The following is a 24,973-nucleotide window of genomic DNA, read 5'->3' on the forward strand; positions in this document are numbered from 1 at the left end:
TTGAAATCATCAATAGACAAAACGAACGGTCAGTCTCAGGTTTCTAGGGGCCCCCGCATACAAGTAGTAATGGCCATACTGCTTAGGTGATTCTCTCCAATAAGCCCGATTGGTGGCGTTTTCCAACGCCAGCGACCAGTCGATGCTCTTGCCTGCAACTTTGGTGCTGTAGTGAGCCGCCAAATCTGCGGTGGTCCAAGCTGGCAAAGTCATGGCGCCGCCTTCCATCAAGTCGCGTTGGCCTTCATGGCTTAAGCGCACAGTGGTGCGCAGGCCAGGCACTTGGGTCCAGCGGTATTCCGCTGCAGCACGCACCACCATTGACGGCACGTTCAAGGGACGTTGGCCGTTTTGGCCAGGATCGATAACAGCATCAGCACGTTTTGCATCAAGCCAAGTGGCAGCGGTGTCCAGTCTCCACTGCTTGCTGCGGTAGCCCATGCCCAATTCCACACCTTTGTGGTTGGCAACACCATCTAATTGTCGGGTGCATGAGTTGGCCTCTTCGCACGCACCTTGATCGCCCCAAACGGGGCGTGTGATGTCAAACAAAGCGGCGTTCCAAAGCCATTCACCTTGCGCGCCTTTGAAGCCCAATTCTTTCTGAGTACTTTTCGCAGAAGGCAGTGCTACGCCAGCATTGGTATAGCGGCTGCGATTGGGGGTAACTTGTGCCTCTACACCCTGGCCATAGCTGACATAGCCCGTGGTGTTGTAAGGCAGTTTGCGGCTGAAGGCAAGCCAGGGCGTGGTGAAGGTGCGCGCGTCGTGCGTCGCTCGGCTGCCATCTGTGCGTTGGCTGTCTCGTTGAATCTGGCTTGTTCGTAGACCCAACCAAAGGTCGGCCATTGGATGAACACGAACGCGATCTTTGACGCTGATTTCGGTTGAGTACTCCTGGCGGTTGGTGTTCAGTTCTGTTGGCTCAGGTGCAGCGGTACTTTCCCCAACACCCATCAAGCTGCCAGTGCCAGCCCAGTTGTAGGCTTGCATAGGAGAGAGCTTGTCGATTTGTCGTTGGCGCAACCAAGAGAAGCTAAGGTCGTGTTGAATACCAGCCAGCTTGACTTGGCCCGTCAATTCTGTCTTCAAGGCATCGTTGATGCGGCGCTCGTTTTCACTGCGATAGTCGTACAAGTCAAATGTTTTGTCGCTGCAAAAACGATCGTAATTCCCCTCTGCATAGCAGCCGTAGGCGTAGCTTAAGCGGTCGTCTGTTTTTAAACGTTGCGCGCCAAGTTGGGTGGTCCACATCCAACCGTTGTCTAAGCGATGCTTCAAGCGCATGCTGCCTGTGAGGCCATCAAAGACGCCAGGTACCGACCAGCTTTGTTTGGAAAAATTGGTGTGTCCCAAAACAGGTGAGGGCAGTGTGTTGCCCGTGATGCTTGCCGCATTCACGCCCATTTGTTGCCTGCTGCTGCTTTCCATTTCCCATTCAAGGCGAGTGTTTGCATTGATGCGCCAGTCCATGGCCAATGCCAACAACTGGCGATGGCCTTTTGCATTACGCACATAGGGATTGAGATCCTCGTAGGCAGCATTGACTCGGTAACCCACAGCATTGTTTTCACCAAATCGACCGCCAAGATCGAGTGCGACGGCGCTGTTGTTGCCATTGCCATAACTAAAGGTGAGGCTTCGAGTGCCAACTTCTCCAGAGTTGGGTGGTCGCTTCAGCACGTAGTTGGCCAAACCACCTGGTGCGCTGGTGCCCGCTTGAATGCCGCTGGTGCCTTTGAAGAGTTCGATGCGCTCTTTGTTGTCCAAGGGAATCATGGTTTCGGCGTTGATGGGCAAGCCCTCACGGCGATAGTTGTATCGATTGTCCAGCATGAAACCACGCACGCTTAGCATGTCCCAATAAGCGGGCGAGTTGTAGCTGTCGGTTACCGAGGAATCTAAACGCAAGGCATCAGAAATGCGTTGTGCGCCCAAATCGCGCAAAGTGGCGTTGTCTATATTAATGGCGCTGAACGGTGCTTCACGCAACCTGAGGCCTTCAAAACCACTGACTTGTTGTGCTGCAGGGCTGGTGATCAAAACGGTGTTGTTTTGGGCAATAGCAGAGGCACTGGCAAGCAGCAGCGCGTGGCAAGTTAATTTTGGCAAATGGTGTGCCATTGCGTTTTCCTTCAACGAAATGGCAGGTCGGCTGGATCATTCAACGTGTGTTGGCAATTGAGTATTTGCCTCGTTGTTTAGACAAGCTTCCCTGCGCGAGGATTACCTCAATCAGGTTCAAAGGGACTTTCTCAGTCTTAGCTTTTCAGCTAAAACACCCCTAGCGGTTGCGGCTACAAACTGTCTTATGCAGTGTCGTTTGCGGTTGCGGGTTGAATTCTACGACACACCCAAGAGCTTGTGAAGCTGGGTAGAAGTTGTGGTGTATTGAAGTAGGGTTTTTTGGTTGGGACGAAGCAGGGCAGATGCGCCAAAAGCCGCCAAGGTTGCTTCATGAAACCCACAAACAATAAGTTTCTTTTTACCAGGGTAGGTGTTGATGTCGCCTACCGCAAAGATGCCGTGGGCTTGTGTGGCATAGGTCTCGGTGTTGACCGGCAATTGCTTTCGCTCCATAGCCAAACCCCAATCGCTAATAGGGCCGAGCTTGGGTGAGATACCCAGACACAAGAGCATTGCATCTGCAGGCAAAACTTCTGTATCGCCCTGCGCGTTGAGAATTTCCAAGCCTGTGAGTTGGTCACCCGTTTGGTTCAAGGCTGTAGGCTGCCCGGCCACAAAACGCATTGTCTTGTCAGCGCATGCTTGCCGCATCTGTTCGATGGCTTGAGGGGCGGCCTGAAACTGATCGCGCCTGTGAAGCAGGGTCACACTGGCAGCGGCATTGACCCCCATGCGCCAGCGAGTGCAAGCTTCTAGTGCGGCATCATTGTCGCCCAGCACCACCAAGTGTTTGCCTTTGAAGCTTGTCTCGTCTGCCGCTTCATGAAAGATGTGTTTGCCCAACAGTGTTTCAAAACCTGCCAAGCTCAGTGTGCGCTTAACGAATGCACCCACACCTGCGGCGATGAAAACAGTGGCTGCTTTGAATTGTGTGCCTTTGTCGGTTTGCACATGCCACTGGCCATCTTCTGTGGGCTTGAGCAGACTGACCAATTCTTGAAGATGAAACTGTGGCGAAAAGGGCTTGATTTGCTTTTGCAGTTGGTCAATCAGTTCTTGACCTGTGCAAAGCGGAATACCAGGAATATCGTAGATGGGTTTGTCGGCATAAAGTTCTGCACATTGGCCGCCCACCTGCGGCAACGCATCCACCACATGGCAGCGGATGTCTTGAAGCCCTAGTTGAAACGCTTGGAACAGGCCCACAGGCCCTGCGCCAATGATCAAGGCTTCGGTTTGAATCAACGGATCAACTCGCTCAGTTTGCCTGTCTTGTCTTTCCAATCGTCTGCATCTGGCATGGGCGTTTTGCGCTTGGTGATGCTTTTCCATGTGGGCAGCAAGGCCAACTCGGCATTGAGCTTGGTCATGTGAACTTGGTCGGCTGGCAGGTCTTCTTCTGCATAGATGGCATTGACGGGGCATTCGGGAATGCACACGGCGCAATCGATGCACTCGTCGGGGTCAATGGTGAGGAAATTGGGGCCTTCACGGAAGCAGTCAACTGGGCAGACATCCACACAGTCGGTGTATTTGCAACGGATACAGGATTCAGAAACAACGTGGGTCATGACAGTTTGAAATAGCTAGAACGTTAATGAACACCATGGGGAAGGTGTTCGAAAGTGGGCATTTTAAGGCAGTTAAGAGGGTCTGTCTCAATTCACCAACACTGCGCCTGAGGTCTTATGACTGGCCGTATCAACCAAAATCAGGGCTCCCAAGATGCGAGATTGGTTAAATGGCAGCGTCATAAGGGGTTCTTGGAAGGCCAAAGTGACGAGACCCACGGCATTGGCGGGCAATTCTGTAGCCTCCTCTTCGGCCAAAGTATGGATGTTCAAGCGGTGCAAGATGCGTTGGACTTTGGCCTTGACCCAGCGGTGACCATGCAAGGCCCAATAAAGTCGACCTGCTACCAAGGGCTCGTCGTCCATCCAGTCCACAGTGCCATCAATTTGACGTTGACCTTCCAAGTTGGAGTCAGAGGCAACAAGCCAATCGCCCCTAGACACATCTACCTCGCGGTCTAATACCAGGCCGGCGCTTTGGCCTGAGACATTGGATTTGTCTTGGCGAGTTGCCGATAGCACCTGCGCCACTGTGGCAGTTTGTCCACTTGGGAAAACTTTGACCGCTTGGCCTACACGCAAGGTACCTGTGGCCACTCTGCCCCAGAAAACACGGCGGCCCTGAGAGGTGACGTTGGAGTCGTGGAATTTTTCAACCCATTGCACTGGAAAGCTCAAGGCAATTTCGGACTCAGCAGGGGTGCTGGGCAAGGTTTCCAAAATTTGCAACAAATTGGGGCCGCTGTAGCCACACCAGTGATCTTGACTGTCCACCACATTCCAGCCTTTGAGCGCATAAATGGGGACCCATGCATTGACCTTGATGCCGGCTTCGGTGGCAAATTTAGCCAATGCACCTTGAATGTTCCGATACGCCAAAGCGGCGTCATCAACTGCATCGAGTTTGTTGATTGCAAACACCACCGAAGGAACACGGAGCAACTTCAAGAGCAAGCTGTGACGGCGTGTTTGAGGCAACAAGGAAAGTTGGGCATCTTTCCAATCGAGCTTGGTGGCATCCACCAATACCACTGCCGCATCGGCACTGGAAGCGGCTGTGACCATGTTGCGGGTGTATTGTTCGTGTCCTGGTGCGTCACCAATGATGAACTTGCGTGTTTCGGTGCTGAAGTAGCGGTAGGCCACATCGATGGTAATGCCCTGTTCGCGTTCAGCCGACAAGCCATCGGTGAGCAAGGCCAAATCGGTTTCGCCTTGGCGCTGCACGCCAGCCAGATGGTCTTGCAATACAGCTTTGGTGTCTACCAGCAAACGGCCAATGAGGGTGCTCTTGCCATCGTCAACAGACCCGCATGTGATGAATTTGAGTGCGTTGGTCATTAAAAGTATCCGTCTTTTTTGCGCTTTTCCATGGAGGCTTCAGAGGTCTTGTCGTCCATGCGCGTGGCGCCGCGTTCGCTCACTTCTGCAGCCAATGTTTCAATCACAATTTCTTCTGGGGTGGCTGCGGTGCTTGCCACTGGGCAGGTGCAGGTGATATCGCCAACGGTTCGAAAGCGGACGTCTCTCATTTCAACCTGCTCGCCATCTTTGGGAGGCGTGAGGTCTGTGACAGGGACCAACAGGCCGCGGCGGTCAACCACCTCCCGCTTGTGCGTGTAGTAGATGGACGGCAACGCAATGTTCTCGCGGGCAATGTATTGCCACACATCGAGCTCGGTCCAATTGGAGATGGGAAACACGCGAAAGTGCTCGCCAGGTTGCAATTTGGTATTGAACAAGGACCACAGCTCGGGGCGCTGTGATTTGGGTTGCCATTGGCCAAAGCTGTCACGGTGACTAAAAATGCGCTCTTTGGCGCGGGCCTTTTCTTCGTCACGCCGCGCACCCCCAATGAGTGCGTCAAACTTAAATTCATCAATGGCTTCAAGCAAGGTAACCGATTGGTGCACGTTGCGAGATTCGCCTGGATGTGCCAAGCGCACAGTGCCTCGTTTCATGGAATCTTCTACGCTGCGGACAATCAGTTCGGCGCCCAATTGCTTGGCGCGGAAATCTCGGAAGTCGGTCACTTCTTTGAAGTTGTGACCGGTGTCAATCATCAGCAATGGATAAGGAATACGACCGCCTTTTTGTTTGTCGACAAAGGCTTTTTCGGCACACTTGAGCATGACCAAGGAATCTTTGCCTCCAGAGAAAAGCAAGGTGGGACGTTCAAAGGCGGCAGCCACTTCGCGCAAGATAAAAATAGTTTCTTCTTCTAGAGCATCGAGGTGGGCGTTGCTGAGGTGATGCAACAGTTCGGGTTCAGTGCGTGCGTTCATATGTTTTCCGTAGCCTTATTTCTGGGCATGCAAGCCACACTCTTTAGCGGCTTCGTCTTCCCACCACCAGCGGCCAGCGCGAAACTCCTCGCCCAAACTGATGGCGCGTGTGCAAGGTGCGCAGCCGATGCTTGGGAAAAACTGATCGTGCAGGGGGTTGTAGTCAACCTTGTTGACTGCGATGTACTGCCACACATCACCCCATGTCCAGTTGGCCAAGGGGTTGAGTTTGATTTGGCCTTTGGTGGCTTCGTCGCTACGGTCAATTAACGGCACTTCAGCGCGGTTGCTCGATTGTTCGCGGCGCAAACCTGTCACCCAAGCTCTTTGACCTTTGAGAGCCTCTGCCAAAGGCTCGAGTTTGCGAACTTGGCAGCAAGCCTTGCGAAGTTCTAGACTTTCGTACATGGCGTTTTGGCCATGCGTTTTGACGAAAGCAATGACTTTTTCTGTGGATGGCCGAAAAACATTCACGGCTCCTACCGAATGCGCTTGAGTGCGCTCTAAAAGCGCAAGCGTTTCGCGATGCAATGCACCAGTTTCCAACACAAACACAGGAATGTTCAATGCATGGTGGTTGATCAAGTGCGTGATCACGACATCTTCTGCACCCAAGCTAGAGGCTTGCGTCACAGGGCTGAATTGACTTACCGCTTGTTTCAGAAGAGCCAATGTCTCTTCAACTTTTTCAGCATAGTTGACACTAGGATTGGCGTGCAAAGCAATGGCTTTTGGGAGATTGCCTTGAGGGCTGCGGCTTAATGATGACACGCTCATGCTGCTGCCTTTGCAAACAAGGGCTGTGTGTCAACTGCTGAGCCTTGGTAAAAGGCGGGAAAGCGATCAAATTGCCGTTGGGCAGCGCTAGCATCCAGGCCTTCACGCAATACAGCGACATCAAATCCTGTGCGTGCCATGGCCACCAGCTGATCAATGAGGACATCGCCCGTAGCGCGAATTTCACCTTGGAAACCCAAGCGGCGTCGAAGTAAAAAAGCTTGACTGTAAGCGCGGCCATCGGTGAATTTGGGAAAGTGCAAGTCGATGCGCTTAACCCCATCTAGCGAGACTGCGCGCGGATCAGCATCATTGGCCAAGCTGATGATGCTGGCGTCTGTGCCGGTTAAATGTTCTTGGAAAGATAAAATTTTCATCACATTGAATCCGTGTTTCAAGCAGTGACAGGGTCGACAGGGTCGGTGTGACGCGCTGCATTGGCTTCTAGCTTGAAAGGTTCTTGGCCCACACGGCGCAAGGTCTCGACGAAGTATTCGGCACGGCCATTGTTGGTTGGTGCGCGCAGTTCAAGGTACTTGTTGAGCACGGCCTCTATCACGCCAGGTACTTCAGCAGCAGAGAACGAAGGTCCCACCACTTTGCCCGGACCTGCTGTGCCAGACAGTGTTGAACCATCGGAGCCTCCTAAAGTAACTTGGTACCACTCTTTGCCGTCTTTGTCGACGCCTAAGATGCCAATATGGCCGCTGTGGTGGTGGCCGCAAGAGTTGATGCAACCGCTGATGTGCAAGTCGATGGGGCCCAAATCGTCTAGCTCATCAATGTCTTGATAACGCTCTGAAATAGCAGCAGCAACCGGAATGGCACGTGCATTGGCCAAGGCACAGTAGTCGCCGCCAGGGCAGGCAATCATGTCGTTCAATAAACCAATGTTGGGGCTTGCCAAGCCCAATGCTTTGGCGTCTTGCCAAAGGTCAAACAGTTGGCTTTCGGGCACCCAAGGCAGCACCAAGTTTTGTGAATGCGTTACACGTGCTTCGCCCCGTGAGTACTTTGCTACCAATTGCGCCGAGGCCTCAAGTTGTTCTGCTGTGGCATCACCCGGCGCCAATCCCAAGCGTTTGAAAGACAAAGAAACTGCCCGCAAAGTTGGATTTTTGTGCGGTGCAACGTTTTGATGCAGCCAGCGTTGGAACGCAGGATCTTGTAGCTTGCTCTGATCAGATGCCGCCGTATTGGCAGGCGCTGGGGGCTCAACAAAGCAAGCTGCGACACGATCGAATTCAGCCTGTGAAATGGTGTGAGGACCACCATCTTTGTTGACCACATCGTCAAATTCAGCCTCCACCTCATCGATGTAACGCTGACCTTCAGCCTTCACCAATATTTTGATGCGCGCTTTGTACAAGTTGTCGCGTCTGCCCCAGCGGTTGTAGACGCGCACTACGGCTTCGAGGTAGTTCATGATTTGTTGCCAAGGCAAGAACTCGCGCACCAAGGTGCCGATGATGGGGGTACGGCCCATGCCGCCGCCCACCCATATCTTGAAGCCAACTTCACCATTTGTATTTTTAACAAGCTGCAAGCCGACATCGTGCCAACCAATGGCGGCCCGGTCTTCTTTGGCGCCTGTGATGGCAATTTTGAACTTGCGGGGCAAGAATGCGAACTCGGGGTGCAAGGTGCTCCACTGACGCAAAATTTCAGCGTAGGGCCGGGAGTCGACCACCTCATCTACGGCCACACCCGCCAATTCGTCAGTGGTGATGTTGCGAATGCAATTGCCGCTGGTTTGAATGCCGTGCATGTCCACTGTGGCCAAAAGGTCCATGACGTCGGCCGACTTGTCTAGGGGAATCCAGTTGAATTGAACGTTTTGGCGAGTTGTGAAGTGGCCGTAGCCTTTGATGAGCTTGGGTGATTTGCCAGGCAGCAGGTCTTGTTGCGCTTGGGCTTTGGCAAACAATGTTTCTTCAGGTTGGTCGAAATCTTTTGCAATGGTGGCCAGAACACTCAATTGTTTGGCGGAAATTTCGCCATAAGGCACAGCCACGCGCAGCATGGGTGCGTAGCGCTGCACGTACCAGCCGTTTTGTAGGCGAAGCGGACGAAATTCTTCATCTGACAATTGGCCTTTTTGCCAACGCTCCAGTTGGTCGCGGTGCTGCGCTGCTCGCAGTTTGACAAACTGGCGGTCGAAATCTGTGTATTGGTACATGGGGTGGAAAAAAAGTGGTGGTGGCGGCCAATGCCGACCAAGTGTTGAACTCTACGGGTTCTTTATGCCATTTCAAACTACTTAATCGTTTGACATATATGCTTTTTGATCATAAGCATTAAGCCGAGCCGAGGTAGGGAAATGTCTCCAAAGTGACTGGAATTGGACTAACTGATACAGTTTCACTTTTCAGGAGTACGAAATGAAGTCTTGGTTATTGGGTGTTTGTGCAGTGGCAATGGGCGCCACATCGGCTTTGTCTGTGCAAGCGCAGGCCCCCATTCGAATTGGTGAAATCAACAGTTATTCAGCCATTCCTCAATTCACAATACCTTACAAGCAAGGCTGGCAATTGGCGGTGGAGGAAATCAATGCTTCCGGTGGATTGCTGGGTCGCAAAGTTGAAGTGATTGCGCGAGATGACGCCGGTAAGCCAGAAGACGCATTGCGACATGCCATTGAGTTGACCAGCCAAGAAAAGGTAGATGTTTTGGCAGGTGGTTTCTTGTCCAACGTGGGTTTGGCCTTGGCCGATCATGCATTGCGAACCAAGCGCCTATTTGTAGCCAGCGAACCCCTCACAGATGCCATCGTTTGGGACAAAGGCAATCGCTATACCTTCAGATTGCGCGCCAGCACCTACATGCAAGCCGCCATGTTGGTAGAAGAGGCTGCCAAATTGCCGGCCAAGCGCTGGGCCACCTTGGCACCCAATTATGAGTACGGTCAAAGTGCCGTGGCCAGTTTCAAAGAACTTCTGAAGGCCAAAAGGCCTGACGTGGAATTTGTTGGAGAGCAATGGCCCGCACTTGGAAAAATTGATGCGGGTAGCAGCTTGAGCGCACTCATGCAAAGCAAGCCCGATGCCATTTTCAATGTGACCTTTGGCGCTGACTTGGCCAAATTGGTTCGAGAAGGCAACCAGCGCGGTATTTTCCCAAAAGTACCCGTGGTGTCGATGTTGTCTGGTGAACCCGAATACCTAGAGGTGCTGAAGGATGAAACGCCCAAGGGTTGGATCGTGACAGGCTACCCATGGGATCAAATTGACACCAAGGAGCATGGTTCTTTTGCAGCCAACTATTACAAGAAATTCAAAGAGAATCCCAAGCTGGGTTCGGTGGTGGGCTATGCCACCATGCAAGCTATTTTTGCGGGCATCAAAAAAGCGGGCAGCACTGACAATGAAAAATTGATTGTGGCCATGCGGGGTCTGAAGTTCAGCACACCCTTTGGCCCTGCCGAGTTCCGCGCCATTGATCAACAGTCGACCATGGGTGCGTATGTGGGCAAGTTGGATTTGCGTGGCAATCAGGGCACCATGACGCAGTGGCGTTATGCCGATGGCAAAAATTATCAGCCTACCGATGCTTATGTCAAAGCGCGCCGCCCAGCAGCAGCACAGCAATAAGGTCAGCCAAATCGGTTAGCAGCCATCAGTTTGGCCAAAGAGGCAGCCATGGGCAAGGGCTCATGGTTGACTTGTGCAGCCAATAGCTCTCCACACAAAACAGACCAACTGATGCCTCTGGCCCCGAGCCCAGTGCAAACAGTCAGCCCCTTGAGTTCGGGGTGAGAGAAAGCGCCAACCGCTGGAAGCCTGTCAGGCAGTGCCATGCGGATGGCTGCCCAGGCTGTAGTTTGCTCCAAATCAATTTGATTCAAGATCTCATCTTTCCAAGCAGGCATGAGTTCAGCCCATTGCTGCATATTTGAGACTTGATCTTCATGGCGTGTTTGCAAATCAAAGTCGTTGCGCTGAAAGCTAGATCCAACAACCCAATACGGTTCTTGACATTGCTGATGGCAGATCAAACTCCCATGACCATTCACAGGAAAATGCGGCAATGACTGTTGCATGTTTGGGGGCAACAAGCGCATTGGCCCGATGCTCACTTGTCCACGCAAAGCAGTGGCGGGCAGGTGAGGGAGGGGCGCAACTTGCGTTGAAGGCTTGATGCTGTCGATCAGTGCTTGAGCATCATAGGCATTTGCCAATACCAACAGTGGAGCTTGCGCAATGAGCTTGCCTTGAGCGTCTGAGCATTGCCACTGCTGATTGTGTGCATGGAGCTGGGCTACTTTTTGCTCAGTGAGTAATTCAATGTTGTGGTGCTTTAACTGGGCTTTCACCAAGCTTTGGGGCTGAAGCCAACCAGCCAAGTTGTGCCATAGCGCTGCGGTCTGCTCCGTCAGACCTGCTGCCAGTTTTTGTGGCGTGGTGGCTTGTGTGCTCCATTCGTGACCTGCCTCAGGCCAGCGATGGCCCTTTGGCAACTCGCGTTTGCCGGCATAGCGATGCTCAAGCAAACTCGACAAACTCCAATCTAGGCCATGGTCAAGTAGCGCTTGTGCCCTTTGAATGGTTGCTCGCACACCATCCCGCGTGATGCGAGACAGCACATTGTTGTCGGGTGAAACATGGGTTGCCAAAATACCCGCCGGTAAGCCAGAAGCGCCTGCACCCAACGTCTCACCTTGATCTAGAACTTGTACTTTCCAACCCCGGGTAGCAAGGCTGTGCGCCACAGCCGAGCCAGCTAAGCCCGCCCCAACGACAATTGCATTCTTGAACAACTCTGGGGGTTGACGCATGGCCGACTTGACTTGCCAAGGCGGTTGGTAGCAGGCGTTTTGTTTGGATGAGTCGATTTGAAAACCAGCGCTCTGGAGCTCGGCCATGCAATCTGAAGAAGCGTTGTGCCATTGCAGATGTGTGCCAGGCTTGCACAGTCTTGCTAAGGTTTTCACACCCCAAGTGTCGATATGGTCAACGCAGATGCTGTGACTTGCAATGTCAATTTCTTTGGCTATTTGGGGTGTATCCCCAATACAAAGTGTCAATTGAATTTGGCCCTGTTCAAAGACAAATCGATGAACACCTGGCAGTAAACCCACGCAGGCAGACCTCAGCCTAGGGTCAAGATTTTGTGGGACCTGAGTGCTGAATGCCGTGTAAAAAAGATGAGTGGGTGAATTAGGATCTTGGCACCACGCATCCAGGGTGTGTAGAAACGATTCTCCCCCACCAAATTCAGTGTCTAAAGCATGCCAATTGCTTTGCTCAGGTGCTCTATTTTGCCAATGGCTTGCGTGAAAATTAGGCGCTGGGAGGGGGGACATAACCTTGGGCTGCGTCGGCGCCGGCGCCAAAGAAATGGTTTTCCATTTGGCGTGCCAAGTATTGGCGTGCTCGGGCATCTGCCAAGTTCAAGCGGTTTTCATTGACCAACATGGTTTGGTGCTTGAGCCATGCGGCCCATGCTTCTTTGCTGACATTTTCCCAAATGCGTTTGCCCAATTCACCGGGATAGGGTGGAAAGTCCAGACCCTCGGCTTCTGCTTCTAATTTGATGCATTTGACTGTACGTGCCATGATGTTCCTTGATTATTCTTACGATGAGTGAGGTATAGGGATATAAAATTATTGTATTTCCAATACCAGCAGATAAGTCTGAAAATGGCTTGTTTTGTTTAAATCCCCTAGGCTTTATGAGTGCATTTTTAGAAGAAAAAGTTCTCAGTGTTCATCACTGGACGGACCGTTTGTTTAGCTTCACCACCACACGCGATCAGGCTTTGCGTTTTTCTAATGGTCATTTCACCATGATTGGCCTTCGAGGTGACAACGGCAAACCCTTGCTTAGAGCCTATAGCATTGCCAGTGCCAATTATGAAGAACACCTCGAGTTTTTGAGCATCAAAGTGCCAGATGGCCCGCTCACATCGAAACTGCAACACATCCAAGTGGGCGACACCATTGTGGTGGGTCGCAAACCCACGGGCACACTTCTCATTGATTACCTCACACCCGCCAAGCGTCTCTACCTCATTGGCACGGGCACCGGTCTGGCCCCTTTCATGAGCATCATCCGCGACCCTGAAACCTATGAACGGTTTGAGCAAGTGGTGTTGTTGCATGGGGTGCGCGAAGTCAAAGAACTGGCCTACCACGACTACATTACCCAAGAGCTTCCGCAAAATGAGTTTTTGGGGGAGATGGTTAGCAAGCAACTTTTGTACTATCCCACAGTCACTCGGGAGGCGTTTGAGCATCAAGGCCGAGTGACGGAGTTGTTAGAAAACGGCACCATCGGTTCAGACCTAGGAATACCAACTTTGAATCCTGCAGAAGATCGCGTCATGATCTGCGGCAGTCCCGAAATGTTGCGCGACCTCAAAGCGTTGTGTGAAAAACTTGGCTTTGTCGAAGGCAATACCAGTATCCCTGGTCAGTTCGTGATAGAACGAGCTTTTGTTGAAAGCTAATTCTTGATCTACCTCCCCACTCACCGTTGGCTCGCCTTGGTTGCGCTTGCTTGTCTAGGTATGCTGGCTTTCGGTATTTTGTATTTGCAAAATCATTTGGGCCTAGAGCCTTGCCCCATGTGCATTGTTCAGCGTTATGCACTCATTGGCGTCTTGGTGTGGTGTGTGCTGGGTGCCGGTGCCAATTCGCCTAGGCGCACTTTAATCATGTCGTGGATGGCCTTGCTCACAGCGGGCTTTGGGGCTTTCGTGGCTGCGCGACAAACATGGCTTCAGTGGTATCCCCCTGAGGTGGTTTCATGTGGTCGTGATTTTTACGGCATGATTGAAAACTTTCCCCTGCAACGCGCCGTGCCTATGATTTTTAAGGGCAGTGGCGATTGCAGCAAGATCGATTGGAGCTTTCTGGGAGGCTCCATTGCCAACTGGTCTTTTGTTGCCTTCGCAGGCATCTTTGTGCTGATCCTTCTGCTTCGTTGGCGCGATGGCTTGTTTAGAGCAACGCCACCATCTGAGCAAATTAGCTGAGCTTTTTAACCAGCACTTGGCTGCGCCTGTCCCAGTTGTATTTGCGTTTGCGTCCATCTGGCAGCCAGTCGGGGTCCATTTGTACAAAGCCACGCTTGATAAACCAATGCATGGTGCGGGTGGTGAGTACAAAAATACTTTTCAAACCCATGGCCCGCGCGCGTTGTTCGATGCGCTTCAATATTTTTTCACCATCCCCTTGACCTTGAGATTGAGGCAACACAGTGAGCGCTGCCATTTCCGCAGTTTGAGCTTCAGCGTAGGGGTAGAGGGCAGCACAGGCAAAGATCACGCCGTCGTGTTCAATGATGGTGTAGTGATCGACATCACGCTCAATTTCTGTGCGATTGCGCTTGACCAAAGTACCGTCGTTTTCAAAGGGCTCAATGAGCTGCAAAATGCCGCCCACGTCATCTGACGTTGCTTCGCGCAACTCTTCGAGTTTTTCATCGATCACCATGGTGCCAATGCCATCGTGCACGTAGATCTCTAAAAGCAATGCACCATCAACTGCAAACGGCAAAATATGGCTTCGCTCAACACCTTCTTTGCAAGCTTTCACGCAATGTTGCAAGTAAAAAGCGATGTCTGTTGGCAAAAGTGCTGGCGGCAGTTTCTTCAATAAACTTTCTGCTGCAGCCAACGGCAGTTCTGTGTCGATGGGATTGTCTTCAGACTCGGGTTCTTCAGGCTTGATGCGCAAACCAGGAATCTCGGTTAAGAAAATCAGTTTGTCAGCTTGAAGTTCAATGGCCACGCTGGTGGCCACCTCTTCCATCGACAAGTTAAAGGCTTCCCCTGTTGGCGAAAAACCAAAAGGAGACAGCAACACCATGGCACCCATGTTGAGTGTTTGGGTGATGCCGGCCACATCTACTTTGCGAACCAAGCCTGAGTGCTGAAAATCGACGCCATCGACAATGCCAACGGGCCTGGCTGTGAGGAAGTTGCCGCTGATGACCCGCACCGTTGAGCCAGCCATGGGCGTGTTGGGCAAGCCTTGACTGAATGCTGCTTCGATTTCATAGCGCAGTTGACCGGCTGCTTCTTGGGCGCAGTCGAGTGCCACTTCGTCTGTAATTCTGATGCCTTGAGAGTATTTGGGCACATGCCCTTTGGCCAACAGCTGCTCGTTCACTTGAGGCCTGAAGCCGTGAACCAGCACAATTTTCACGCCCATGCTCTGAATTAAGGCCAAATCTTGGGCCAAGTGCTGAAGTTTGCCCGCCGCAATGGCTTCACCTGCAATGCCCACCACAAAGGTTTTGCCGCGGTGCATGTGAATATACGGCGCCACCGAGCGAAACCAAGGTACGAAGGTGAAGTTAAAGACAGTGGACATGAACTTGTGAATCTCTAGAAAAGGGCCAAGACAGCGGATAATTCAGGCCTTACGCCATCCCTGATTTTTACAGAAGTTTTGCCTTTGTCTGCCACCCCTTTGAAAATCGAGTTCCCAGAGTCTTTGCCGGTGTCGGCAAAGCGCGACGAAATCGCTAAAGCCATGGCGGAACATCAGGTCATCATTGTCTGCGGTGAGACCGGATCGGGCAAAACCACACAGCTGCCCAAAATTGCCCTGACTTTGGGCCGCGGTCGACTGAATGCGCCGCCAGGCCAAAGAGGCAAGTGGATTGGTCATACGCAACCCAGGCGTATTGCGGCCAGCAGTGTGGCCAAAAGAATTGCCGAAGAGCTCAAAACGCCACTGGGCGACGTGGTGGGCTACAAAGTGCGATTTCAAGATCGGCTGTCTAGAGACGCATCGGTCAAGCTCATGACAGACGGTATCTTGCTGGCTGAAACTCAAAACGACCCCCTTTTAGAAGCTTACGACACCCTCATCATTGACGAAGCGCACGAGCGCAGTTTGAACATTGATTTCTTGCTGGGCTATTTGCGCCAAATTTTGCCCCGCCGACCCGACCTCAAAGTGGTGGTCACTTCTGCCACCATTGACGCCGATCGGTTTGCTCAGCACTTTGCTTCAAGCAAAGGGCCAGCTCCCGTCATCATGGTATCGGGCCGCACTTTTCCCGTTGAAATGCGTTGGCGTCCCTTTGAAGAAACGCGTGACCACGATTTGAACGATGCCATTGCTGAGGCCGTAGACGAGCTGTGGTCTGGTAACGCGGCCGGCGATATTCTGGTGTTCTTGCCAGGTGAGCGTGAAATTCGAGAAGCAGCAGACCATTTGCGCAAGCATCTTTCGCACAGCGCCGTCACAAGAGGCGCTGAAGTACTGCCGCTGTTCTCTCGCTTGTCGCAGGCAGACCAAGAGCGGGTGTTTGATTCACACTCAGGCCGACGCATTGTGCTGGCCACCAACGTGGCTGAAACGTCACTCACGGTGCCTGGCATTCGGTATGTGATCGATGTGGGCACTGCACGTGTTAAGCGTTATAGCTTGCGAAGCAAGGTAGAGCAATTGATGGTAGAGCCCATTAGCCAAGCTGCGGCCAACCAGCGTGCGGGTCGATGCGGCCGCGTCGCCAACGGCATTTGCATCCGCTTGTATGAAGAAAAAGATTTCAATGGTCGTCCAAGTTTTACCGATCCAGAAATCTTGCGTTCTTCATTGGCTGGTGTGATTCTGCGCATGAAGTCTTTGCATTTGGGTGTGGTTGACGATTTCCCATTCATTGAGGCGCCCTCTAAACGTGCCATCACAGATGGGTATCAGTTGTTGGCTGAGTTGGGTGCTGTTGACGATGCCAATGACCTCACTCGAATTGGTGTTGAGTTGGCCAGGTTGCCTTTGGACCCCCGCGTAGGCCGAATGATTTTGGAAGCTCGCGACAGACAGGCTTTAGACGAAGTGTTGGTGATTGCCAGCGCTTTGTCAGTGCAAGACGTTCGAGACAGGCCACTTGAGGCGCAGGCGCAAGCCGATCAGGCGCATGTCAAATTTGACGATGAGAAAAGTGAGTTCACCGGCTACTTGAAACTCTGGCAGTGGTTGGGCGAAGCACGCGGCGGTAAAACACCTGCTGGGGCAGAGCACAAGCTCAGTAATCGGCAGTATGAACAATTGCTTCGGCAAAACTTTGTCAACATTCGTCGTGTGAGAGAGTGGCGCGATACCCACACTCAACTTCACACCACGGTGGCAGAGCATCGTTGGCAGTTGAATACCAAGCCAGCCAGCTACGAGCAAATTCACATGTCGATGTTGGCGGGTTTGCTGGGCAACGTAGGTTGCAAGCAAGATGATGAGGAGGTTTACTTAGGTGCTCGTGGCATTAAGTTTTATCGCCATCCAGGTGCCCATTTGTCGAAAAAACCTGGCCGCTGGACGGTGGTCTCTGAGCTGGTCGAAACCACGCGTTTGTTTGGCCGTGGCATTGCCAATATTGAGGCTTCCTGGCTAGAGCAAGTGGGTGCCCATTTGCTTCGCAAGCAACTTTTAGATCCGCATTGGGAAAAGAAATCGGCTGAAGTCATTGCGCTTGAGCGAGCCACACTTTATGGCTTGGTCATTTACAGTGGCAGGCGAGTGCCTTTTGGCAAGGTCGACCCGCAATCTGCTCGTGAAATTTTTATTCGTGAAGCCTTGGTTCATGGCCAATGGGAAACCAATTTGCCCTTCTTGGCGGCCAATCACAAGATGATTGCCAAAGTGGAGGAGCTTGAACACAAGTCGCGCAGGCAAGATGTGTTGGTTGACGATGAACTTATTTTTGCTTTTTACGATCAACAAATTCCTGCTGATGTCTGCTCTGGTCGATTGTTAGAAGCCTGGTATCGCAAAGAGTATCAGCGCCAGCCCCAACTGCTTTTGCTAACACGTGAAGAGCTGATGCGCCACGAAGCGGCGGGCATTACGACGCAGGCATTTCCCAAAACCATTCGTTTGGGGGGTACCGATTGCACAGCCACATATTTGCATGAGCCAGGCGATGCTCGCGACGGTGTGACGGTAACTGTTCCCTTGTTTGTGTTGAACCAGGTGAATGAAGAGCGTTGTGAGTGGCTGGTGCCTGGCTTGCTCAAGGACAAAATTCATGCGCTACTAAAAAGCTTGCCGCAAAAGCCGCGTTCAAGGTTTGTACCCTTGCCTGATTCGGCGGGCAAGTTGGCAGAGGCCTTGGGCCAAGCTGAAATTTTTGGGTCTGGTTCATTGACCGATGTGCTTTTGAAAAAAGTGCGCGACATCTCCAGCCTCGATGTGAAACGGGCCGACTTCAAGTTGGACATGCTGAGCGCGCACTTGTTCATGAACCTGCGAGTGGTCGATGAGCATGGCAGACAACTGGGGATGGGGCGCAATTTGGGCGCCCTGAAAGCCGAATGGGGTTCGCAAGCGCGAGGTGCTTTTCAAGCTTTGGCACAACTCAAGGTTCAAGCGACGACCGGCGCTAATCACGATGCTCCCAAGACAATTGTTGTGAATGCTAATGTCAATGCCAAGCCAGATCAGGCTTTAGCGAATTCCAAATCAAGCCAAGTCTCCTCTGTTGCTCAACAACGTTACACAGCTTGGAGCTTTGGAGATTTACCGGAACTCATGGAGATCAAGAAGGGTGGCCAAAGTTTGATTGGTTTTCCAGCCTTGGTAGACCTTGTCGATGCAGTCCAAATTGAAGTGTTTGACGAACCTGAAGTGGCTGCGCAAAAGCATCGTGAGGGTTTGCGTCGTTTGTTCGCTTTGCAGATCAAGGACGCCTTGAAGTATTTGGAAAAGAACATTCCTGATTTGCAGAAGATGGCTGTGGCCTACATGCCCCTGGGAACTGCCGACGAGTTGCGCCAGCAAATCATCGAAGTGGCCCTAGACCGTGCCTTTTTGATGGACCCGCTGCCTGCTGATGAATTGAGCTTTAAGAAACGCATTGACGAGGGACGCGGGCGGCTGACGCTCATTGCCAATGAAGTAGCCCGTTTGGCCGGCGTCATTCTGATCGAGTATGCATTGGCTATTCGCAAGATCAAGGACACCAAAAATGCGCCCGAAGCTGTTGCAGATTGTGCACAGCAGTTGCAGCGCCTAGTTCCCAAACGATTCTTGGCACTCACTCCTTGGGGTCAATTGCAACATTTCTCACGCTACTTGAAGGCCATTGTCTTGCGCCTAGACAAGTGGCGTGCCGATCCTGCAAGAGATGCAGCTAAGTTGTTGGAGCTAAAACCTCAAGATCAACGCTATTGGCGCCTTGTAGCTGAACGCAAAGGTGCCGTGGACGAAAGGATGTTGGAGTTTCGGTGGTTATTGGAAGAGCTGCGTGTGAGTTTCTTTGCGCAAGAACTGCGAACGCCACAACCCGTCAGTGTGAAGCGTCTTGACAAAGCATGGGCGCAGCTCAACCACTGATCGTTCAGTGAATTTAGCTGGCTTTGGGCAAGGTCATCAAGGGGATGTCTTTCTCTGCCGCCAACTTGTCTAACTGTTGCCGTGTCTTGCTGGCTAAAAAGCTGGCAATGGCCACGTGAGTTGATTTGGCAAACAAAGACTTGGGGTCTGACACCTTAATGCCTGCGGCATCACACAATGACTTGGCAAAGTGCGGCTCAAGGGCCGCCACAGCCACGCGGCCGTTTTTGCAAGCATAAATTTGGTAGCCTGCGTGTGCACCACCCACAGCGCCCTTGGGCAAAGTCATGCCCCATTGTCTTGGTAAGGCCAGCCACGCAGCAGCATCACTGAGGGCCACTTCATGAAAGCTGCCCTTGCCAGAGCTGCGTTGAATTAGAGTGGCCTTTAAAACAGCTTCACTGGCCATCATGGCACCGCCCATATCTGCAAACAGGCTGGTAGGTAAATTCATGCCAGGTACCAAATCAACTTCTGCTTGATACGTTAAGTCGTGACCTGGAATTTCTGCCAGTGACCCTGGCGCGCCCACTACGCTCACGCAGCTGAGTTGTGGGAACTGAAGGTGCAGGGTCTTCCAGCTCAAGCCCAATTTGTTCAAGGCAGAGGGTCTGAACGATGTGAGTAAAACATCCGTTTTTTCGAGTAGCCGATGAAGGGCCTTTTGGCCTTTCAGATCTTTCAAATCACATGAAATTTGTTTCACGCCCTTGTGGAGGGTTTCGTAACCCTCGGGCGTGTAGTGAGCCATGGGATCGCCTTGTGGCGGATTGACCTTGGTGCAGGTGGCGCCCATTTGTGCCAAACGCATGATTGCAGCAGGGCCGGGTAAATTCAGTGCCAAGCTGACAACGCGCACGCCGCGCAAAGTGGAGTCATTGGACATAAGGGCGTTGAATGTCAAAGCGATGGTTTAAACACCCAGATGCTGGGCCATGATTTCTGGCTGAGATTGAAGCAAGTCGGAAGAGCCTTCAAAGACCACTTCACCTTTGACCAAAATCACATTGCGATCGGTAATTTTTGTCACATGCTTCCAGTTCTTGTCGACAATGACGCTGCTGATGCCGCTTTCTTTGATGACGCTGCAGATCCGCCAAATTTCTCGGGCAATGAGTGGCGCCAAACCTTCGGTGGCTTCATCCAAAATCAACACATCCGGGTTGGTCATCAGGGCGCGGCCAATGGTTAGCATTTGTTGCTCACCCCCCGACAGTTGTTGGCCGCCATGACCCAAGCGCTCTTTCAAGCGCGGAAAAGTATCGAGCACTCTGTCGTAGGTCCAATCGTTTTGGCCCTGGGTGCCTGGGCGTGCAGCCATCTTGAGGTTTTCAACCACACTCAAATTGGCAAAAATACCGCGGCCTTCTGGCACATAGGCGATGCCTTGTTGTGCTACTTCAAAGATGGCACGATTGTTCATGCGCTGACCTTTGATGTGCACTTCGCCAGATCTGGGTGTCACGATGCCCATGATGGATTTAAGCAATGTACTTTTGCCCATACCATTGCGACCCATGAGGCCGATGGTTTCACCACGCTTCACATCAAAATTGACATTGCGAAGAATGTGACTGGCCCCGTAAAAGCTGTTGAGGTCCTTCACTTGAATCAATGTGTCACTCATCTCAATGATCCTCACCCAAGTAGGCTGCTTGAACGCTTGCGTCGGCTCTCACTGCTGCAGGCAGACCGCTTGCAATCACTTGACCGTTGAACATCACGGTAAGCTGATCGGCCAAAGCAAACACCGCATCCATGTCATGCTCGACCAGCATCATGGCGTGTGAAACTTTTAAGCGCAGCAGCAACTGCACCATGCTTTCGGCCTCTGCCTGGCCCATGCCCGCCAAGGGTTCGTCTAGCAGCAGCACCTGTGGCTCGGTGGCCAAGGTCATGGCTATTTCAAGCTGGCGTTGCTCGCCATGGCTGGCAGCACCTGCCATGGCATGACGTCGATTTTCCAAACCGGCCAATTCAATGGCGCGCTCTGCACGAGCATTCACATCGTTCATGAGACCTGCTTGCGTGAGCCAAGCCATTGGGTTGAAGGGGCCTGGTTGGCTGCGCGATTGGGCAGACAAGCGGACGTTGTCCCACACGCTGAAGCTTCTAAAGATGTTGGTCTTTTGATAACTTCTACCCAGTCCGTTTCGAGAAATTTTTTCGGGTGTCCAGCCGGTAATGTCTTGGCCATTCAAAGAGACATGACCCGAGGTGGGCGGCAAATCTCCGGAGAGCAAATTGGCCAGTGTTGATTTGCCTGCGCCATTGGGGCCAATGACCGCATGAATTTGGCCTTTGCACAAATCGACAGAAACTTCACTGACAGCCGTGAGCCCACCAAAGTTTTTAGTGATTTTGTTGGCACGCAACAGTACTTGTGATGAAGATGCGGCTTTAGTCATGGCCCTTCTCCTTGCCTGTAAGCAACTTGGCCAATAAGCCCAAAATACCGCGAGGCGCCAGTATCACGAGTGCCACGATGAAAAGACCCATCCAAAGTTGCCAATGTTTGCCCAAATTGAAGGCGCCGATCGAAGGCAAGTCTTTGAATACGTGCAGTAAATATTCGAACGAGAAAGCCCCGATGATGGCGCCAGCAAAGTTGCCCATGCCGCCCAAAATTACCATCATGATGACGTGAGCACTCATGTGGAAACCCATGAGTTCTGGGTTTACATAGCCCGATTGCGCACCCCACAAAAAGCCAGCCAAACCCGCTAGCGCGCCTGCCAAGGTGAAGGCCGCGAGTTTGTGGCTGAAGGTGCTATATCCCAAAGCACGCATCCGATGCTCGTTCACTCTGATGCCAGCTAAAGCCCTTCCAAATGGGCTCCATAGCAAACGTCTTAAAAATACGTAAACCAACACCATGAGGGCCAAGGTGAAGAAGTAAAAAACTTTTTTGTTTTCTAAATCAAACAATACTGCTTCGGGTTTGAAGTTGATGTAGATGCCGTCTGAACCGCCCAATGCCTTGTTGTCAAAGAAAACATAGAACACCATTTGGGCAAATGCCATGGTTACCATGATGAAATAAATGCCATGGGTTCGAACTACCAAGAAACCAATGATGAGGGCCAAAAAAGCAGACATGCCTACAGCCGCTGGCAATGTCCACCACAAAGAAACCGGTTCGCCTGGCGGTGTTAAAAATGCCAATGCATAACCCGCCACACCAAAGTAAGCGGCATGACCCAAAGAGACCAAGCCCGTCACACCTTGCAGCAAATCAAGACTCATGGCAAAGATGGCCAAGATCATCATGCGCGTGACCATTTGCAAGTAGTAGTCGGTACCTACAAAAGGAAATGCAGCCAATGCAAGGAGTGCCGTTCCTAGCAAAATTTTCAAACTGCGCGGCAGCGTTTCAAGTGGGGCATGTGCGTCGCTCATTTATTGCCCCTCAGTTCTTGAACAAGCCTTCAGGCTTGTAAAGTAAAACAATGGCCATCAACACATAAACCAGCATGCCTGCCAATTGGGGCAACAACACTTTGCCAAAGGTGTCGACCAAGCCCACCAGGATGGCTGCAATGAGCGCGCCTTTGACCGAGCCAATGCCGCCAATGACCACCACCACAAAACACATGATGAGCACCTGTGAGCCCATGTTGGGATAGACACTGGAGACGGGTGCCGCCACCATGCCTGCAATGGTGGCCAAGCCTACGCCCATGGCAAATACCAATGCGTGAATGAGTTTGATGTTGACACCCAAGGCCTCAGTCATTTCATGATTGAAAGCGCCTGCGCGAATTTTCATGCCCAAGCGGGTTTTGGAGATGAGCAAATAAAGACCCAAAGCCAAGAGCAAGCACACCCCCGACATGAACAAGCGATAAACGGGGTAAGAGAGAGTTTCTGTGAGGGGAATAGAGGCACTCAATGCCGCTGGAATGGTAACGCCCTGCACATCGTCACCCCACAAAATGGAGCGTGTTTCTTCAAAGATATAGATCAGACCAAACGTGAGTAGCACTTGATCGAGGTGATCGCGTTTGTAAAAATGCCTGAACAACAACCATTCGAGCAGCAAGCCAAACAAGACTGAGAGCACCGTGCCCAAAATGATGGCGAGTGTGAAGCTGTTTGTGAGTGCAGCCAAAGACCAAGCCAAGTAGGCCCCCAGCATGTAAAAACTACCGTGCGCCAAATTGACCACGCCCATGATGCCAAAAATCAAGGTGAGGCCAGCAGCCAACATGAAAAGCAACAAGCCATACTGAACACTGTTCAGAAGCTGGATTAGGAAGTTGACGAAATCCATAGATTAAAGAATAAAAACCAATTCGCTCGCCTGTTGCAAACTTGTAGGCAGAAAAAAAGCGGCGGAAAAATCCGCCGCTTTGGCAGGAGGTGGGTGCTTAGCCCATTTTGCAGCCAGTGCCTGGGTCGGCCAAGGCTTTGGCAGCCACACCAATGACTTTGTTTTCACCGTTTTCTACTACGCGCAAGTACATGTCTTGGATAGGGTTGTGGGTTTTGCTCATGGTCCACTTGCCACGTGGGCTGTCAATCACAGCACCTTGCATGGCTTTGTACAAATCGGGTTTCTTGGACAAATCACCCTTGACGGCATTGGCGCCTTGAATTAACAGCAAGCCAGTGTCGTACCCTTGAACAGCATAAACATCGGGTTGCATTTTGAATGTCTTGGCGTATTCCAAACGGAATTTTTTGTTGCGCGGTGTGTCAAGTGAATCGCTGTAATGCAGTGTGGTCATGACGCCATCAGCGGCTGGGCCGGCAGCTTGCAAAACACCTTCAGTGAGGAAGCCAGAACCGTAGAGAGCAATTTTGCCTTTGAGGCCGGCTGCAGCAAAGTCTTTCATGAACTTGGCACCTGAAGGACCCGCAAAGAAGCAGGCTACTGCATCGGGCTTGAGCGCTGCAATTTCGGTAAGCAGTGCTTGGAATTCAACGTTAGGGAAGGGCAGGCCCAGTTCTTTGATGATGGTGCCGCCAGCCTTGGTGTAGCTTTCTTTGAAACCCTCAAAGGCTTCGTCGCCAGCTGCATATTTCCAAGTAATCCAAACCGCTTTTTTGTGGCCTTTATTGACCATGGTTTGACCCAAGGCCAATGTAGGTTGGCTATTGGAGAAGCTGGTGCGGAAAACATTGGGTGCGCAGAGGGAGCGTGTGGCTGCATGTACGCCTGCATTGGGAATGAGAGACAACACGCCTGAGTCGCGGGCCACTCTTTGAATGCCCATTTGAACACCTGAGTGTACGGTCCCAATGAGGACATCTACTTTGTCACGTTGAACCAGTTTGTTGGCATTTTCAATGCCTTTAGATGGATCTGATTCATCGTCAACTTTGAACCATTCAATTTCGCGGCCGCCCAGCTTGCCGCCTTGTTCGTTGATGGCCATGCGCACACCATTTTCAATGGCGACACCCAAGGGCGCAAAAGCACCTGAGTAGGGCAACATGAGGCCAACGCGAATTTTGCCCGTTTGTGCTTGTGACTGTGCGGGTATCAACAGAGTGGAACTGGCAGCACCTACCAGTGCAGCACTGCTTGTTAAAACCTTGCGCCGTGAAGTTGAAGTGGTCATGAGTAATCTCCTTGTGAGATGCATTATGTTGCATATCAATAGGCGAAAAAGCTAGGCAAAACCCTTATTTTGCAAATTTAAGTGAAATGTTGCAGAAAAGTCCACTTTTTAAGTGGCCTGCCCGGAGGGACTCGAACCCCCGACCTACGGCTTAGAAGGCCGTTGCTCTATCCAGTTGAGCTACGGGCAGATAAAAAAGGCCCTAGAACCAAAACGGCAGGGCCTTCGAGAAAAATGGTCGGAGCGAAAGGATTCGAACCTTCGACCCTCTGGTCCCAAACCAGATGCGCTACCAGACTGCGCTACGCTCCGACAAGCCTCATATTCTAATGCGGGATAGGGCTAATTCTTGAAAATTG

Annotated in this window: 21 protein-coding genes, 2 tRNA genes and 1 riboswitch; of the genes, 4 read left to right on the plus strand and 19 right to left on the minus strand. The window is 51.9% G+C overall.

Going from position 1 to position 24,973, the window contains the following annotated elements:
- Positions 1-9 precede the first annotated feature (9 nt).
- The 8 genes from B9Z32_RS09495 to B9Z32_RS09530 form a co-directional block, all read right to left on the minus strand.
- Entirely contained in the window at positions 10-2,124 is a 2,115-nt protein-coding gene (locus B9Z32_RS09495; RefSeq protein WP_108421190.1) for a TonB-dependent siderophore receptor, read from the minus strand.
- Between the two features lie 71 nt (positions 2,125-2,195).
- Positions 2,196-2,296, minus strand: a riboswitch (TPP riboswitch).
- A 47-nt stretch (positions 2,297-2,343) separates the two neighbouring features.
- Positions 2,344-3,372, minus strand: coding sequence for an NAD(P)/FAD-dependent oxidoreductase (locus B9Z32_RS09500; protein WP_233248221.1), 1,029 nt, complete (start codon positions 3,370-3,372; stop codon positions 2,344-2,346).
- Positions 3,369-3,698, minus strand: a complete 330-nt coding sequence (gene fdxA, locus B9Z32_RS09505) for a ferredoxin FdxA (protein ID WP_108421192.1) — start codon at positions 3,696-3,698, stop codon at positions 3,369-3,371. The genes B9Z32_RS09500 and fdxA overlap by 4 nt, the downstream gene beginning before the upstream one ends.
- Before the next feature lie 87 nt (positions 3,699-3,785).
- Positions 3,786-5,039, minus strand: coding sequence for a sulfate adenylyltransferase subunit 1 (locus B9Z32_RS09510; protein ID WP_108421193.1), 1,254 nt, complete (start codon positions 5,037-5,039; stop codon positions 3,786-3,788).
- The gene (gene cysD, locus B9Z32_RS09515; protein ID WP_108421194.1) at positions 5,039-5,983 is read right to left on the minus strand and encodes a sulfate adenylyltransferase subunit CysD; all 945 of its coding nucleotides are present in this window, start codon (positions 5,981-5,983) and stop codon (positions 5,039-5,041) included. Before cysD ends, B9Z32_RS09510 begins: the two co-directional genes overlap by 1 nt.
- A 15-nt stretch (positions 5,984-5,998) precedes the next feature.
- A complete protein-coding gene (locus B9Z32_RS09520) occupies positions 5,999-6,760 on the minus strand; it encodes a phosphoadenylyl-sulfate reductase (protein WP_108421195.1) in 762 nt (253 codons plus the stop codon).
- Positions 6,757-7,137, minus strand: coding sequence for a DUF934 domain-containing protein (locus B9Z32_RS09525; protein ID WP_108421196.1), 381 nt, complete (start codon positions 7,135-7,137; stop codon positions 6,757-6,759). Before B9Z32_RS09525 ends, B9Z32_RS09520 begins: the two co-directional genes overlap by 4 nt.
- A gap of 17 nt (positions 7,138-7,154) precedes the next feature.
- Positions 7,155-8,939 carry a nitrite/sulfite reductase gene (locus tag B9Z32_RS09530; RefSeq protein ID WP_108421197.1) on the minus strand — a complete coding sequence of 595 codons (1,785 nt, stop codon included), beginning with the start codon at positions 8,937-8,939 and terminating at the stop codon, positions 7,155-7,157.
- Between the two features lie 202 nt (positions 8,940-9,141).
- On the opposite strand from B9Z32_RS09530, the gene B9Z32_RS09535 reads away from it, so the two are divergent.
- Entirely contained in the window at positions 9,142-10,350 is a 1,209-nt protein-coding gene (locus B9Z32_RS09535; protein ID WP_108421198.1) for an ABC transporter substrate-binding protein, read from the plus strand.
- Positions 10,351-10,352: 2 nt separating this feature from the next.
- Here B9Z32_RS09535 and mnmC read toward each other — a convergent pair whose 3' ends face one another.
- Positions 10,353-11,837: an FAD-dependent 5-carboxymethylaminomethyl-2-thiouridine(34) oxidoreductase MnmC gene (gene mnmC, locus B9Z32_RS09540; protein ID WP_233248223.1), complete on the minus strand. Its 1,485-nt coding sequence runs from the start codon at positions 11,835-11,837 to the stop codon at positions 10,353-10,355.
- Between the two features lie 202 nt (positions 11,838-12,039).
- On the minus strand, positions 12,040-12,315 hold the full coding sequence (locus B9Z32_RS09545; protein WP_108421199.1) for an oxidative damage protection protein: 276 nt from the start codon (positions 12,313-12,315) through the stop codon (positions 12,040-12,042).
- 116 nt (positions 12,316-12,431) lie between these two features.
- Here B9Z32_RS09545 and B9Z32_RS09550 point away from each other — a divergent pair, with 116 nt between their 5' ends.
- Both B9Z32_RS09550 and B9Z32_RS09555 read left to right on the plus strand, forming a co-directional pair.
- Positions 12,432-13,208 (plus strand): ferredoxin--NADP reductase, encoded by a 777-nt coding sequence (locus tag B9Z32_RS09550; protein ID WP_108421200.1) that lies wholly within the window; start codon positions 12,432-12,434, stop codon positions 13,206-13,208.
- A gap of 3 nt (positions 13,209-13,211) precedes the next feature.
- Positions 13,212-13,736: a disulfide bond formation protein B gene (locus B9Z32_RS09555; RefSeq protein ID WP_233248225.1), complete on the plus strand. Its 525-nt coding sequence runs from the start codon at positions 13,212-13,214 to the stop codon at positions 13,734-13,736.
- Here the strand turns inward: B9Z32_RS09555 and argA are convergent.
- Positions 13,729-15,078: an amino-acid N-acetyltransferase gene (gene argA, locus B9Z32_RS09560; RefSeq protein ID WP_108421202.1), complete on the minus strand. Its 1,350-nt coding sequence runs from the start codon at positions 15,076-15,078 to the stop codon at positions 13,729-13,731. The two genes, B9Z32_RS09555 and argA, sit on opposite strands and share 8 nt — an antisense overlap.
- Before the next feature lie 162 nt (positions 15,079-15,240).
- Between argA and hrpA the strand changes: the two genes are divergently transcribed.
- Complete coding sequence (hrpA, locus tag B9Z32_RS09565) at positions 15,241-19,047, plus strand: ATP-dependent RNA helicase HrpA (RefSeq protein ID WP_233248277.1); 3,807 nt, start codon at positions 15,241-15,243, stop codon at positions 19,045-19,047.
- A gap of 13 nt (positions 19,048-19,060) precedes the next feature.
- Here hrpA and B9Z32_RS09570 read toward each other — a convergent pair whose 3' ends face one another.
- The 8 genes from B9Z32_RS09570 to B9Z32_RS09605 form a co-directional block, all read right to left on the minus strand.
- Positions 19,061-19,933, minus strand: coding sequence for a CoA transferase (locus tag B9Z32_RS09570; RefSeq protein WP_108421203.1), 873 nt, complete (start codon positions 19,931-19,933; stop codon positions 19,061-19,063).
- 27 nt (positions 19,934-19,960) lie between these two features.
- Complete coding sequence (locus B9Z32_RS09575) at positions 19,961-20,674, minus strand: ABC transporter ATP-binding protein (protein WP_108421204.1); 714 nt, start codon at positions 20,672-20,674, stop codon at positions 19,961-19,963.
- A gap of 1 nt (position 20,675) precedes the next feature.
- On the minus strand, positions 20,676-21,455 hold the full coding sequence (locus B9Z32_RS09580) for an ABC transporter ATP-binding protein (RefSeq protein ID WP_108421205.1): 780 nt from the start codon (positions 21,453-21,455) through the stop codon (positions 20,676-20,678).
- Entirely contained in the window at positions 21,448-22,446 is a 999-nt protein-coding gene (locus tag B9Z32_RS09585; protein WP_108421206.1) for a branched-chain amino acid ABC transporter permease, read from the minus strand. Before B9Z32_RS09585 ends, B9Z32_RS09580 begins: the two co-directional genes overlap by 8 nt.
- A 10-nt stretch (positions 22,447-22,456) precedes the next feature.
- Positions 22,457-23,320, minus strand: a complete 864-nt coding sequence (locus B9Z32_RS09590; protein WP_108421207.1) for a branched-chain amino acid ABC transporter permease — start codon at positions 23,318-23,320, stop codon at positions 22,457-22,459.
- 97 nt (positions 23,321-23,417) lie between these two features.
- Positions 23,418-24,614, minus strand: coding sequence for an ABC transporter substrate-binding protein (locus tag B9Z32_RS09595; RefSeq protein ID WP_108421208.1), 1,197 nt, complete (start codon positions 24,612-24,614; stop codon positions 23,418-23,420).
- Between the two features lie 113 nt (positions 24,615-24,727).
- Positions 24,728-24,804: transfer RNA gene (locus tag B9Z32_RS09600), tRNA-Arg, on the minus strand.
- Between the two features lie 45 nt (positions 24,805-24,849).
- Positions 24,850-24,926, minus strand: a tRNA-Pro gene (locus B9Z32_RS09605).
- Positions 24,927-24,973 lie beyond the last annotated feature (47 nt).

It is taken from the genome of Limnohabitans sp. MMS-10A-178 (assembly GCF_003063375.1).
Classification (GTDB): Bacteria; Pseudomonadota; Gammaproteobacteria; order Burkholderiales; family Burkholderiaceae_C; genus Limnohabitans_A.

What these genes read in the sequence shown, in the direction of transcription:
- argA (WP_108421202.1), bottom strand. Translation starts at nt 15,078, where the DNA reads ATGTCCACTGTCTTTAACTTCACCTTCGTACCTTGGTTTCGCTCGGTG.
- cysD (WP_108421194.1), bottom strand. Translation starts at nt 5,983, where the DNA reads ATGAACGCACGCACTGAACCCGAACTGTTGCATCACCTCAGCAACGCC.
- B9Z32_RS09535 (WP_108421198.1), top strand. Translation starts at nt 9,142, where the DNA reads ATGAAGTCTTGGTTATTGGGTGTTTGTGCAGTGGCAATGGGCGCCACA.
- B9Z32_RS09585 (WP_108421206.1), bottom strand. Translation starts at nt 22,446, where the DNA reads ATGAGCGACGCACATGCCCCACTTGAAACGCTGCCGCGCAGTTTGAAA.
- B9Z32_RS09495 (WP_108421190.1), bottom strand. Translation starts at nt 2,124, where the DNA reads ATGGCACACCATTTGCCAAAATTAACTTGCCACGCGCTGCTGCTTGCC.
- B9Z32_RS09520 (WP_108421195.1), bottom strand. Translation starts at nt 6,760, where the DNA reads ATGAGCGTGTCATCATTAAGCCGCAGCCCTCAAGGCAATCTCCCAAAA.
- B9Z32_RS09550 (WP_108421200.1), top strand. Translation starts at nt 12,432, where the DNA reads ATGAGTGCATTTTTAGAAGAAAAAGTTCTCAGTGTTCATCACTGGACG.
- B9Z32_RS09530 (WP_108421197.1), bottom strand. Translation starts at nt 8,939, where the DNA reads ATGTACCAATACACAGATTTCGACCGCCAGTTTGTCAAACTGCGAGCA.
- B9Z32_RS09575 (WP_108421204.1), bottom strand. Translation starts at nt 20,674, where the DNA reads ATGAGTGACACATTGATTCAAGTGAAGGACCTCAACAGCTTTTACGGG.
- fdxA (WP_108421192.1), bottom strand. Translation starts at nt 3,698, where the DNA reads ATGACCCACGTTGTTTCTGAATCCTGTATCCGTTGCAAATACACCGAC.
- hrpA (WP_233248277.1), top strand. Translation starts at nt 15,241, where the DNA reads ATGGCGGAACATCAGGTCATCATTGTCTGCGGTGAGACCGGATCGGGC.
- B9Z32_RS09590 (WP_108421207.1), bottom strand. Translation starts at nt 23,320, where the DNA reads ATGGATTTCGTCAACTTCCTAATCCAGCTTCTGAACAGTGTTCAGTAT.
- B9Z32_RS09510 (WP_108421193.1), bottom strand. Translation starts at nt 5,039, where the DNA reads ATGACCAACGCACTCAAATTCATCACATGCGGGTCTGTTGACGATGGC.
- B9Z32_RS09570 (WP_108421203.1), bottom strand. Translation starts at nt 19,933, where the DNA reads ATGTCCAATGACTCCACTTTGCGCGGCGTGCGCGTTGTCAGCTTGGCA.
- B9Z32_RS09525 (WP_108421196.1), bottom strand. Translation starts at nt 7,137, where the DNA reads ATGAAAATTTTATCTTTCCAAGAACATTTAACCGGCACAGACGCCAGC.
- B9Z32_RS09545 (WP_108421199.1), bottom strand. Translation starts at nt 12,315, where the DNA reads ATGGCACGTACAGTCAAATGCATCAAATTAGAAGCAGAAGCCGAGGGT.
- B9Z32_RS09580 (WP_108421205.1), bottom strand. Translation starts at nt 21,455, where the DNA reads ATGACTAAAGCCGCATCTTCATCACAAGTACTGTTGCGTGCCAACAAA.
- B9Z32_RS09595 (WP_108421208.1), bottom strand. Translation starts at nt 24,614, where the DNA reads ATGACCACTTCAACTTCACGGCGCAAGGTTTTAACAAGCAGTGCTGCA.